The sequence below is a fragment of the Bradyrhizobium sp. STM 3843 genome, assembly GCF_000239815.1.
Classification (GTDB): Bacteria; Pseudomonadota; Alphaproteobacteria; order Rhizobiales; family Xanthobacteraceae; genus Bradyrhizobium.
This window is the reverse complement of record NZ_CAFK01000048.1, coordinates 1-12,300: the sequence shown is the minus strand read 5'-3', so window position 1 is coordinate 12,300 and position 12,300 is coordinate 1. Positions and strand designations below refer to the sequence as shown.

General features: G+C 64.2%; 8 protein-coding genes. 1 reads left to right on the top strand and 7 read right to left on the bottom strand.

What is annotated here, in order from left to right; translation table 11 throughout:
* The 6 genes from BRAS3843_RS07315 to BRAS3843_RS07290 all read right to left on the bottom strand — a co-directional run.
* Positions 1 to 1,835: tetratricopeptide repeat protein (locus BRAS3843_RS07315; protein ID WP_035981050.1), on the bottom strand; the 1,835-nt coding region annotated here is incomplete at its 3' end.
* A 63-nt stretch (positions 1,836 to 1,898) separates the two neighbouring features.
* Positions 1,899 to 4,118 (bottom strand): tetratricopeptide repeat protein, encoded by a 2,220-nt coding sequence (locus tag BRAS3843_RS07310; RefSeq protein ID WP_008968156.1) that lies wholly within the window; start codon positions 4,116 to 4,118, stop codon positions 1,899 to 1,901.
* Between the two features lie 58 nt (positions 4,119 to 4,176).
* Complete coding sequence (locus BRAS3843_RS07305) at positions 4,177 to 6,399, bottom strand: tetratricopeptide repeat protein (protein WP_008968155.1); 2,223 nt, start codon at positions 6,397 to 6,399, stop codon at positions 4,177 to 4,179.
* 83 nt (positions 6,400 to 6,482) lie between these two features.
* Complete coding sequence (locus tag BRAS3843_RS07300; RefSeq protein ID WP_008968154.1) at positions 6,483 to 7,895, bottom strand: mannose-1-phosphate guanylyltransferase/mannose-6-phosphate isomerase; 1,413 nt, start codon at positions 7,893 to 7,895, stop codon at positions 6,483 to 6,485.
* A gap of 11 nt (positions 7,896 to 7,906) precedes the next feature.
* Positions 7,907 to 8,923, bottom strand: coding sequence for an NAD-dependent epimerase (locus BRAS3843_RS07295; RefSeq protein WP_008968153.1), 1,017 nt, complete (start codon positions 8,921 to 8,923; stop codon positions 7,907 to 7,909).
* An 11-nt stretch (positions 8,924 to 8,934) separates the two neighbouring features.
* Complete coding sequence (locus tag BRAS3843_RS07290) at positions 8,935 to 10,218, bottom strand: nucleotide sugar dehydrogenase (protein WP_008968152.1); 1,284 nt, start codon at positions 10,216 to 10,218, stop codon at positions 8,935 to 8,937.
* Positions 10,219 to 10,433: 215 nt separating this feature from the next.
* On the opposite strand from BRAS3843_RS07290, the gene BRAS3843_RS07285 reads away from it, so the two are divergent.
* On the top strand, positions 10,434 to 11,396 hold the full coding sequence (locus tag BRAS3843_RS07285) for a lysylphosphatidylglycerol synthase transmembrane domain-containing protein (RefSeq protein WP_008968151.1): 963 nt from the start codon (positions 10,434 to 10,436) through the stop codon (positions 11,394 to 11,396).
* 34 nt (positions 11,397 to 11,430) lie between these two features.
* Here BRAS3843_RS07285 and BRAS3843_RS07280 read toward each other — a convergent pair.
* Positions 11,431 to 12,300, bottom strand: an 870-nt coding sequence (locus tag BRAS3843_RS07280) for an asparagine synthase C-terminal domain-containing protein (protein WP_035981048.1), incomplete at its 5' end; no start/stop codon positions are given.

Sequence of the window (12,300 nt, the reverse complement as noted above, 5' to 3'; positions counted from 1 at the left end):
GAGCCCATGCACGTGATGCGTTCCGCCGCAATGCCATGATCGACGAAACGTCCAATCAGGCCATCCCGCAGATAGGCGTCGTCGAGGGCGGTGTTCTTGATGACGATCCGCGCGTCCGGCAGCTCCTGCATCAGCTTCGCCCAGACCACGATCGCGGCGTCGGAGATCTTCTCGATCCGATTGAACACGCCGAAAGTGACATAGCCGTTGCGCAGCATCGGCAGCTCGGTCGCGTGGGCCCCCTCGATCGCATCCATCGTGATCATGCAGGGCAGATCATGGATCTGCTCGGCAAACAGATGGCGCACCGATGATGGGATCGACACCGGGTCGGCCAGGACATAGTCCATGGTCGGAAGGCCGGTGCCGGTCGGATGGCCCCAGGCGCTGACCTGAATCGGCGCCGGCTTGCGCGCGAAGATCGCCAGGCGATGGCCCGAGGTGAAGCCCGACAGGTCCACCAGGATATCGACGCGATCGCTGGCAATGCGGTCGGTCAGCTCGTCATCCGACAGATTGAACGCGTCGACCCAGACGTCAGCCAGGGACTGGAAGACCTCGGTGAGCCCATCGCGGGTGGTCGAGCAGGAGTAGCAGTTGATCTGGAATTGCGCCCTATCGTGCGATCGCAGCACCGGCAGGAACGCAAACGCTGCCGAATGCCTCCGGAAGTCGGAGGAAACATAGCCGACGACGATGCGCCGGTCGGGATCGCGCGGCCGCGCTGCGAGCGTCCGGCGCTGCATTTTGGACCCGATCGCATCCCACCAGCGGCGTCGCGCCGCCTGTTGCACGGCAAAATCGGCATCGGGGAGGAAATCGAGGCGGAAGATCTTCTGCACGATCGCCTCTTCGCAGTCCGGCTTGATCTCAAGGGCTCGGTCGAAATGTTGGATGGCCGCGGCGATATCGCCCTGCTGTCCCAAGCAGATGCCGAGCAAAGTGAGGCCGAACTCGGAGGTCGGGTTCAGGTCGAGCACCTTCTTGCAGGCGAGCATGGCCTCCGCCATCGCTTGTGTGAGCATGGCGACCTGCGCTTTGCCCCGCCACGCCAGCTCGAGCGTGGGATCAAGCGCGGCCGCCCTGTCGAAGTCGGCTTTCGCTTCGGACCGCCGTCCCAACAGCAGGTGCATCCGTCCGCGATGGGCGTGCAGCTCGGCCACATCAGGCTTGATCGCGAGCGCGGCGTTGTAGGCCGCCTCGGCCACCGCGAAGTGCCGGAGCTCCACGTGAGCCAGACCCTTGTTGACGAGGGCCTCGAAGTGCCGCGGCTGGAACGCAAGCGCCCGCTCGAAGCTGTCGGCCGCCGCCGCATATTGCTTGAGCATCAATTGCGCCACGCCGCGATTGCAATAGGCATCGGCGTCGTAGGGCTTGAGCGCAATTGCGCGGGTGAAGGCCGCGACGGCTTGCCCGGCCCGTTCGAGCCGCAGCAGCGCGGTGCCGAGATTTGCGTGCGCTTTCGCGAAATCCGGCTTCAGCGCCACCGCCCGCTCCTGGCAGGCACACGCCTCCTCATAGCGCTGCAAATTGAACAGCGCAAAACCGAGATTGTATTGCGCGTCCGCCGAACCGGGCTCAAGCGCGACAGCGCCCGCGAGCGCCTGCCGCGCCTCCTCCAACTGGCCGCAATCGAGCAACGACGCCCCGAGCAGATGCATTGCGTCGAAGTAGTTCGGCACCTCCTGGAGCACGCGCCGGCACAAGGCTTGAACCTCCGCCTGCCGGCCCTGGCGATAGGCGGCCTGCACGGCCGGCAGAAACGTCTCGGCCAGATTCTTCAGCTTCTTCTGCAGCCGCGCGTTCTGATACGCGCGCGAACCGACATTTGCCAAGGATGATCTCCGGAAGAGTCAACAATTGACGCGAGCGAACGCAACGGATGGATGCAGGCCAACTCACGCATTGGCCGCGCAATAGCGGCGCCAGAAGGTGCGATAGCCCTCCTCGACCTTGCGCGTGTAGAGCGCGACGTTACCAGCGGCTGAGGTCGCGATGCGCTGGGGCAATTCGGCCCGCAGCCTGGCGAGCCCCGCGGTATCAGCCACATGACGACGGGCGATGGCGAGATAACCGGCGTCATCCTCGGCCACCCAATCGTCGAGCCCGATCGCGGTGACGACGGCGCCGCCGGCCCTTGCTGACGGCGTCGTGCCGAGCTTGGTGATGACCGGGACCCCCATATGCAGGGATTCCCAGGTGCTGGCGCCGCCGTTCTGCGGGAACGGATCGAGCGAGATGTCGATCGCGGCAAATTGGGCCAAATGATCCGCGCGCGAGGTCGAGCCCAAGCACGCGATCCGCTCTGCCGTGATGCCATGATCGACGAAACGGCCAATCAGTCCATCGCGCAGATAGGCGTCATCGAGCGCGGTGTTCTTGATGACGATGCGCGCGTCCGGCAACTGCCGCATGACCTCGGCCCACACCCCAAGCGCGGCGTCAGAGATCTTGTCAATCCGATTGAACACACCGAAGGTGACGTAGCCGTTGCGCAGCATCGGCAGCCCGGTCGCATGGACCCCCTCGATCGCATCCATCGTGATCATGCAGGGCAGATCATGGATCTGCTCGGCAAACAGGTGGCGCACCGATGGCGGGATCGACACCGGGTCGGCCAGCACATAGTCGATGGTCGGAAGACCAGTGCCGGTCGGATGTCCCCAGGCGCTGACCTGAATCGGCGCCGGCTTGCGCGCAAACATCGTCAGGCGGTTGCCGGCCGAGTGACCGGAGAGATCGACAAGAATATCGACCTGATCGGCTTCGATGCGCGCCGCAAGCTCCTCGTCTGACATCTGCCAGGCATCGACCCAGATGTCTGCGGCGGCCCGGCATTGCGCGGTCATCCCATCCTGTGCCGGTGACGAGGAGTAGCAGGCCACCCGGAACTGTGCTCGATCGCGATGCGTCAGCACCGGCAAGAAAGCCAACGCAGCCGAATGGCCTCTGAAGTCGGACGAGACATAGCCGATCGTAATGATCCGCTCCGGATCGAGATCCCGCGGTTGCAGTTGTCTCTGCGTCATCCGACTGCCGATCCTGGTCCACCATTCGTGCCGCGCCGCCTGGTGCTGGGCGAAGTCGCAGTCGGGGATGAAATCCAGTGCGAAGATCTTCGCCGTAATCGCATCCGCATAATCGGGCTTGATCTCCAGAGCCCGGTCGAAATGCTGCAGCGCAGAGGCGATGTCGCCCTGCTTGCAAAAGCACTCTCCGAGCCACGTCCAGGCGACTTCGGACGTGGGATTTTGCTCAAGAATCTTGCGCAAGGCGGCCATTGCCGGCGCGACATTCTCCTTCAACACCGAGATCTGAGCGTGGCCGAGCAGCGCCACTTCGAGCAACGGGTCGATCGCGAGCGCTCCATCGTAATCCAGCTTGGCCTGATCGAACTGCCCGAGTTGCTGACGCAGGCGGCCGCGATGGGCGAGCACCAGAGCGACGCCCGGCCGGATCGCGAGCGCGGCATCGAAGGCTGCGAACGCATCATCGGAATGGCGCAGATTGATGTTGACCAGGCCTTTGCCGAACAGCGCCTCCGACTGACGCGGGTTCAGGGCGAGCGCGCGATCGAAGCTTCCGACAGCCTCGACATTGCGGTTGAGCAGCACTTGCGCCATGCCACGATTGCAATAGGCGTCGGCGTAGTTGGGCTTGGCGGCGAGCGCGCGCTCGTGCGCCTGCAGCGCCTCCTCCAGCAGGCCGAGCTTCATCAGCGTGTTGCCGAGACCGGTCAGCGCCGCTGCGAAATTCGGCCTGGCCGCGACGGCGCGCTCCTGCACGGTGCGCGCCTCCTGATAGCGCTTCCGGCTGAACAGCGCGAGGCCGAGATTGGCGAGCGCCTCGGCATGGCGCGGCTCGGCGGCGACCGCCTGTGTCAAAGCCTGCTCGGCGACATCCAGACGGCCGCTCTCCAGCGCCGACACACCGAGCAGATGCAGTGCATCGAAATGGTCGGGGACGAGCGCGAGTGTCTGGGCGCAGATCGCCTGCGCCTCGGCGTGCCGGCCTGCGCGATAGGCTGCCACAGCCTGCGGCAGCAGCGCGTCGGCCTGCTTGCGGTTCTTCTTGTGAAGCCGCGCGTTCTGGAACGCACGCGAACCGACATTTGCCAAGGATGGTCTCCAGAAAAGTCAGGAATTGACGCGGAGAACGCGATGGATGCAGGCCGTCTCAGGCATTGGCGGCACAGTAGCGGCGCCAGAAGGTGCGATAGCCCTCCTCGACCTTGCGCGTGTAGAGCGCGACGTTCCCAGCGGCTGAGGTCGCGATGCGCTGGGGCAGTTCGGCCCGCAGCTTCGCCAGCGCGGCCGGATCAGCCACGTGACGGCGGGCGATGGCGAGATAACCGGCATCGTCCTCCGCCACCCAATCGTCGAGCCCGATCGCCGTGATCACTGCACCGCCGGCCCGCGCTGACGGCGTCGACCCGAGCTTGGTGATGACGGGGACTCCCATATGCAGGGATTCCCAGGTGCTGGCGCCGCCGTTCTGCGGGAACGGATCGAGCGAGATGTCGATTGCGGCGAATTCAGCCAGATGATCAGGGCGCGAGGTCGAGCCCATGCACCTGATGCGCTCCGCCGCGATGCCATGATCGACAAAACGGCCGATGAGACTGTCGCGCAGATAGGCGTCATCAAGGGCAACGTTCTTGATCACGATCCGCGCGCTCGTCAGCTCCTGCATAAGCTCTGCCCAAACTGCAAGCGCGGCGTCAGAGATCTTGTCGATCCGATTGAACACGCCGAAGGTGACGTAGCCGTTGCGCAGCATCGGCAACTCGGTCGCGTGGCCCCCCTCGATCGCATCCATCGTGATCATGCACGGCAGATCATGGATCTGCTCGGCAAACAGATGGCGCGCCGATGATGGGATCGAAACCGGATCGGCCAGGACATAGTCCATCGTCGGGAGTCCAGTGCCGGTCGGGTGCCCCCAGGCGCTCGCCTGAATCGGCGCCGGCTTGCGCGCAAACACCGAGAGGCGGTGGCCGCCCGAATGACCGGAGAGATCGACCAGAATGTCGACCTGATCAGCCTGGATCTGGTCGGCCAGTTCGTCGTCGGACAATTGCCAGGCGTCCACCCATTTGTCGGCAATGGACTGGAATTTTTCCGTGACGCTGTCGCGCAATGGCGAGCACGAATAGCAGACCACGCGGAATGCGCCGTGGTCGTGATGTCGCAGGACCGGGAAGAACGCGAGGGCCGCCGAATGGTTGCGGAAATCGGAGGAGACATAGCCGACAACCAGCGGGCGTTCCGGATCGCAATACCGGATGTCCAGTTTGCGTTGCCCGATCCTGGCGCCGATCCGCTCCCACCACTCGCGGCGAACTGCCTGTTGCAGAGCGAAGTCTGCATCCGGGAGAAAGTCGAGCGCAAAGATCTTCTTGGTGACCGCTTCCTCGAAGTCCGGCTTGATCTCGAGCGCGCGATCGAACAGCTGGATAGCACCAGTCACATCGCCCTGCTTGGCGAGACATGCCCCCAGCCAGACCAGCGCCACTTCGGACGACGCATTCTGCTCCAGCACCTTGTTGCAGGCCGCCATCGCCGGCGCAACGTTACCGTTGAGGACGTTGACGTGAGCCTTGCCGAGCAGCGCGGCCTCCAGGTTGGGATCGGCGACCAGCGCAGCGTCGAAATCGGCCTCGGCCGGCTCGAAATGTCCCATTTGCAGATGGAGGCGGCCACGCTGCGCCAGGATGGCGGCATTGCCTGGACTGATCGCAAGCGCCGCGTTGAACGACGTCAACGCCTGGTCGCAATGCCGCAGATTGACGCCGACCAGGCCAAGGCCGAACGTCGCGTGCATATGCCGTGGGTTGAGCGCCAGCGCACGGTTGAAGCTCTCATATGCCTCCTGATGTCGCTGCATCAGCAGCTGGGTCATGCCGCGGTTGCAATAGGCATCGGCATAATCGGGCTTGACCGCGATCGCGCGCTGGTGCGCCTCCAGCGCCTGGTCGAACAGCCGCATGTTCATCAGCGTATTGCCGAGCGTGGTGAACGCCACCGCGAAATTCGGCTTCGCCGCGGTCGCACGCTCCTGCAGCTTGCGCGCTTCCTCGTAGCGTTTCTGATGGAAGTAGACGAGACCGAGATTGACGAGCGCTTCGGCATGGCGCGGCTCGAGAGCCACCGCCCGTGTCAGCGCCTGTTCGGCGACGTCCAGGCGCCCGCAATCCAGCGCCGAGATCCCCAACAGGTGCAAAGCGGGGAAATAGTCCGGAAGCAGCTCCAGAATCTGTCTGCAGATCGCTTGGGTATCGGCATGGCGGCCGGCACGATAGGCCTCGACCGCGGCGGGATATTGCGCCTCCGCCTGCTTGCGGTTTTTCTTCTGCAGCCGCGCGTTCTGGAACGCGCGCGAACCAATCGTGCTTTGCAAGGATCCCCTCCGCCCCGGATGTCCTTGCGAATCTAGCACATGGGTTTTGATTCGGCCTTTGATTCGAGAGCGGTAAGTGAGTCCTACTCGCGCCGGTAGTCATCCTCGATGCGGATGATGTCGTCCTCGCCGAGATACGAGCCGGTCTGGACCTCGATCAGCTCCAACAGGATCTTGCCGGGATTGTCCAGCCGGTGCACTGCGCCCATCGGGATGTAGATCGATTCGTTCTCGTGCACCATGGACACCGTCTCGTTGACGGTGACGCGCGCCGTTCCGCGCACCACGATCCAATGCTCGGAGCGGTGATAGTGCTTCTGCAGCGACAGCCGCTGGCCGGGCTTGACCACGATGCGCTTGACCTGGTGCCGCTCGCCATTGTCGACCGACTGATAGCTGCCCCAGGGACGATGCACCTTGATGTGCGCCTCCGTGACCTCCGGCGCTACGGTCTTCAGCTTGGCCACCAGACGCTTGAGGCCATTGGCATCCTTCTGCCGTGAGACCAGCACCGCGTCCTGCGTCGCCACCACGACGAGGTCATCGACCCCCTCCAGCGCCACCAGCGCCTTGTCGCTGACCACGTTGCAGTTGCGGGAGTCCTCGAACACGGATGCGCCGCGCGCGGCATTGCCCTGCGCGTCCTTCTCCGACAGCTCCCAGACCGCATGCCACGAACCGACATCGGACCAACCGCAGGAGACCGGCACCACCGCCGCCCGCTCGGTCTTCTCCATCACCGCATAATCGATCGAGATCGGCTTGGCAGCCGCGAAGCTATCGGCGTTGAGAATGATGAAGCCGAGGTCGCGGCCGGCGTTGACGACGGAGTCCGTCACCGCCTGCACGCTGGCGGAATCGAATTTGCGATACTCGTCGAGCAACAGAGCGGCGCGGAACATGAAATTACCGCTGTTCCAGAAATAACCGTCCCGAATGTACTGCTCGGCGGTCGGCAGATCCGGCTTCTCGACGAAGCGCGCCACCGCGCGCACTTGCCCCGCCACGGCGTCGCCCGGGCAGATGTAGCCATATTCGGTCGCGGCACGCTCGGGCGTGACGCCGAAGGTGACGATACGGCCTTCTTCGGCCGCCGCCAGTCCCTCGCGGCAGGCCGCGAGAAACGCGTCGGTATCGCGCACCACATGGTCCGCGGCGAGCGCCAGTACGATCGCCTCACCATCGCGCGTCCGCGCAAACGCTGCGCCGGCCGCAATCGCCGGACCTGAGTCGCGGCGCATCGGCTCCAACAGCACATCGGCCTCGATGCCGATCTCGGCCAATTGCTCCAGCACCATGAAGCGATAGGCGGCGTTGGTGATGATGATCGGCCGCTCGAACAGGCTGGCGTCCGAGACACGCAGCAGCGTCTCCTGGAAGGTCGAGCGGGCGCCGAACAGCGGCAGGAACTGCTTGGGCCGCACCTCGCGCGATGCCGGCCAGAGCCGCGTGCCGGCGCCGCCGCACATGATCAGGGGGATGATGCGTCTGGTCATGAAATCAGTCCTCAAATGCGATGATAGTCACGATACCATTTGGCGAAGCGGGCAATTCCCTCCTCGATCGGCGTCGCAGGCCGAAAGCCGATGTCGCGCTCCAAATCAGCCACGTCGGCGTAGGTCGCCTCGACGTCACCCGGCTGCATCGGCAGCATTTCCTTGAGCGCCGTCCGCCCGAACTCCTGCTCCAGCACTGATATCACGTGCGTCAGCTCTTCGGGGTGATTGTTACCGATATTGTAAACCACCCATGGCGCCCTGGAAGTAGCCGGATCGGGCCGGTTCCCCTCCCAGTCCGGGTTCCCTTTGGGCGGCCGACCGACCAGACGGACCACGGCCTGGACCACGTCGTCGACGTAAGTGAAATCGCGCCGCATCCGGCCATGGTTAAAGAGCTTGACCGGCTGCCCCGCCAGGATCGCCTTGGCGAAGATGAACATCGCCATGTCCGGCCGCCCCCAGGGCCCGTAAACCGTGAAGAAGCGCAAGCCGGTCGTCGGCAGCCTGTAGAGATGGCTGTAGGAATGCGCCATCAGCTCGTTGGCCTTCTTGGTCGCGGCGTAGAGGCTGATTGGATGGTCGACGTTGTCCTTGACCGAGAATGGCAGCTTGGTGTTGGCGCCATAGACCGAAGACGACGAGGCGAACAGAAGATGTTCGCAGCCATGATGGCGGCAGCCCTCGAGAATATTGATGAAGCCCTCGAGATTGGCATCGACATAGGCGTGCGGATTCTCCAGCGAATAGCGCACGCCCGCCTGCGCGGCGAGGTGAATGACGGCCGGAAAACGATGCTGCGCGAACAGCGCCTTGACCGCGGCCCGGTCCGCGAGATCAAGCTTGAGGAAGCTGAACCCCGGCTGGGCTTTGAGCAGCTCCAGCCGCGCCTCTTTCAACCGCGGATCGTAGTAGTTGTTGAGGTTGTCGATGCCGACAACGCGCCGTCCCTCGTTCAGCAGATGCTGCGCGACGTGAAAACCGATGAAACCGGCGGCGCCGGTCACGAGGACGGTGTCATCTGCCATTGTCGCTCCCATCACGGCCGCCACAGTTCGATCGCGGCAGGCTTGCCGGCGCGATCGAGCTTCATCTTCACATCGAGAACGAGCCCGCTGCCTTCGCGCAGCAGCCGCTGCACCAGCGCCCAGCCCCCGCCGATATAAGCCTCATGCGCCACCGCCAGCACGAGCGCATCGGCCGGGCGCAAGCTCTCGAGCGCTGTCAGCGCCACGCCGTATTCTTCCTCGACCGTTCGCGCATCCGCCAGCGGATCGGTGATCTGCACGTTGACGCCGAACGACTGCAATTCCCTGACGATGTCGATGACGCGCGAATTCCGGATGTCCGGCACGTTCTCCTTGAAGGTGATGCCAAGGATCGTCACCGTGCCGCTCTGGCCCTTGCGGCGTAACAGGCCGCGAATGCATTCGCGCGCGATCCGCCGGCCCATCTCGTCGTTGATGCGGCGACCGGCCAGGATCACCTCGGGATGATAGCCGGCCTTCTCGGCGCGATAGGTGAGATAGTAAGGATCAACACCAATGCAGTGGCCGCCGACCAGCCCGGGCGAGAACGGCAGGAAATTCCACTTGGTGCCGGCAGCCGCGAGCACGTCGCCGGTATCGATCTCGAGCGCCTGGAAGATCAGCGACAGCTCGTTCATGAAGGCGATGTTGAGGTCGCGCTGGGTGTTCTCGATCACCTTGGCGGCTTCCGCCACCTTGATCGAGGGCGCGCGGTGGATGCCGGCGGTGACCACCGAGCCATAGACGTTTGCGACGATGTCGAGCGTCGCGGCGTTCTGCGCCGAAACCACCTTGGTGATGGTCTCGAAGCGGTGAACCTTGTCGCCCGGGTTGATGCGTTCGGGCGAGTAGCCGACGCTGAAATCCACACCAGCCTTGAGGCCGGAGCCGCTCTCCAGGATCGGAACGCAATCCTCTTCCACTGCGCCCGGATACACGGTCGACTCATAAACCACGATGTCGCCGCGTTTGAGGACCGCACCGACCGTGCGGGTAGCGGCGAGCATGGCTGAAAGATCCGGCCGCCGCGCCTCATCGATCGGGGTCGGCACGGTGACGATGTAGAAGTCGGCGGAGCGCAGATCAGTCGGCTCGCCGGTGAAGCTCAAGCCAGGCCGCTTCAGATCGGCACTCTCGACCTCACGAGTGCGATCAAGCCCGGCGCGCAGCTCGGCGACACGGCCGGCATCGATGTCAAAGCCGGTGACCGGACAGCCGCCGCGCGCGAAGGCTGCGGCGACCGGCAGGCCCACATAACCGAGGCCAATCACCGCAATTGTCCGGCCATGAGACATAAATTGATTTTCCAGTCGTTTTCGAGGCCATTGACGCCACCCCGGCGACTGTTTAGCCACCTGAGCTGAGGGACCGCAAGGGGTGCGCCGCCGGAACGGCGCTCCCCTCCTCGTCAACGGTCCGATAACCACGCTCCGAGAGCCACATCGAGACGGGATTTTAGCGTCTCGCGCCCGGCTTGGACGGACCAGATCAAGGGCGAAGCTGGCCTCTCATGCGTTCGTTTCTCATCCTCGTGCTCCGGATCGCGGTATCGCTGGCGCTGCTCTATCTCGCGCTGCGCGGGATCAATTTTGCCGCGATCCAGGAGCGGCTCAGCCAGATCAGCCTTGGCTGGATCGTCATTGCGGTTCTGGTCACGCTGGTCCAGGTCTTCATCGGGGCGCTGCGATGGCGGGAGATCTCCGCGCTTTGCGGCGCGCCGCTGAGCGATCTGCAGGCGTTCCGCTACAACATGATCGGGTCTTTCTTCAACCAGACCCTGCCCTCCTCGATCGGCGGTGATGCCGTGCGGCTATGGCTGATCGGCCGCACCGGCGCCGGCTGGCGCGCGGCGAGCTATTCGATCCTGACCGACCGTGCCGTGGGCTTCATCGCGCTCGCGCTGATCATCGTTGCGAGCCTGCCGTGGAGCTACAGCATGATCGCCGACGACAAGGGCCGGCTCGCTTTGGTCCTGGTCGACCTGGCTGCCCTCGCTGCAGGCGTTGGCTTCCTGATCTTCGGTTACCTTCCGGATGCCTGGATGAAGGCGTGGTGGCCGACCCGTCACGTTCATGCCTGCTCCGTGATCGCAAATCGGGTGATCTTCGGCAGAACGACAGGCCCCAAGATCGCCGTGCTCTCCTTGTCGATCCACGTGCTGGCGGTCGTGATTGCCTGGTGCGCGGTCCGCTCGATCGCAGCCCCTGCCGATTTCGAGCAGTTGTTCATGCTGACGCCGCCGATCATGCTGATCACGATGCTGCCGATCTCGATTGCCGGCTGGGGCGTGCGCGAGGCGACCATGATGGTCGCTTTCGGTTATGCCGGACTGGCGCCGGCCGACGGCACGGTGGTCTCGATCCTGTTTGGCGCGGTCTATTTCATCGTCGGCGGCATGGGCGGGCTGGTCTGGATCTTCAGTGCGGAGAAAGGCGCCGGCGCCATGAGCATCCCGGCCACTGCCGAAGACTGACCCCGTCTTTCCTGGTCTGCCTGTGCTGGCCGATCTATCGTGCTGTCTGCCAAGTGTCGTGCCAGGCCTCTGCCATCAGCACGTTCCAAAGCCAATAGGCATGATTATGCCGGCCGCTCAGGTGCTCGCCGAACATTTTTTCCACGCGCCGCGGCTCGAACAGGCCCTGCCGCTTCAGCCGCCCCGGTGACAACAGGTCACCGGCCCAGGATTTGAGTGGTCCGCGCAACCAGCCATCCAGCGGGATGCTGAAGCCGGTTTTCGGGCGGTCGATCAGTTCAGCGGGGACGTGCCGGTCGAGCACCTGCCGCACCAGCCATTTGCCGCGTCCCTCCCGCACCTTCATGCGAGGCGGCACCTGCGCGGCAAACTCGACGACGTCCTTGTCCAGGAAAGGCACCCGCGTTTCGAGCGCCACGGCCATCGCCGCGCGGTCGACCTTTTGCAGGATGTCGTCGCTGAGATAGCTCAAGGAATCCGCAAGCGTCATGCGGTCGAGCGGATCGAGGCCCACCTCGACTTGCATCATTTCTTCGGACGCCCAACTCCGGCGTTCCTCGCCCGCCAGAATCGTCCGAATCGGATCGCCGTCGATCGAACAGAGCGAGCGGTACATCTCATCAAAGGAATCGGCCCCGATCATGCGCGCAAGCTTGGCCACCTGATCGCCGGGATGCCGCACCTTCAACCGCGCCGGCAACAGCGGCTGCAGCACCTTGAAGATCGTATCGGCCGGCTCCGGAGCGATCGCTCCCAGCAGCACAGCCATCGCCCGCCGCAGTGGCGCCGGCATGCGGCCAAAGCGCGCCTGGAGCGCCCCGCCCCAGACATGCCGGTTGTAGCCGCCGAACAGTTCATCGCCGGCATCGCCTGACAGCGCCACCGTGACNTGCTGGCGTGCCAG

Excerpts from the sequence above, each read along its gene's own strand:
- BRAS3843_RS07300 (WP_008968154.1), bottom strand. The coding sequence starts at position 7,895 with ATGACCAGACGCATCATCCCCCTGATCATGTGCGGCGGCGCCGGCACG.
- BRAS3843_RS07295 (WP_008968153.1), bottom strand. The coding sequence starts at position 8,923 with ATGGCAGATGACACCGTCCTCGTGACCGGCGCCGCCGGTTTCATCGGT.
- BRAS3843_RS07290 (WP_008968152.1), bottom strand. The coding sequence starts at position 10,218 with ATGTCTCATGGCCGGACAATTGCGGTGATTGGCCTCGGTTATGTGGGC.
- BRAS3843_RS07285 (WP_008968151.1), top strand. The coding sequence starts at position 10,434 with ATGCGTTCGTTTCTCATCCTCGTGCTCCGGATCGCGGTATCGCTGGCG.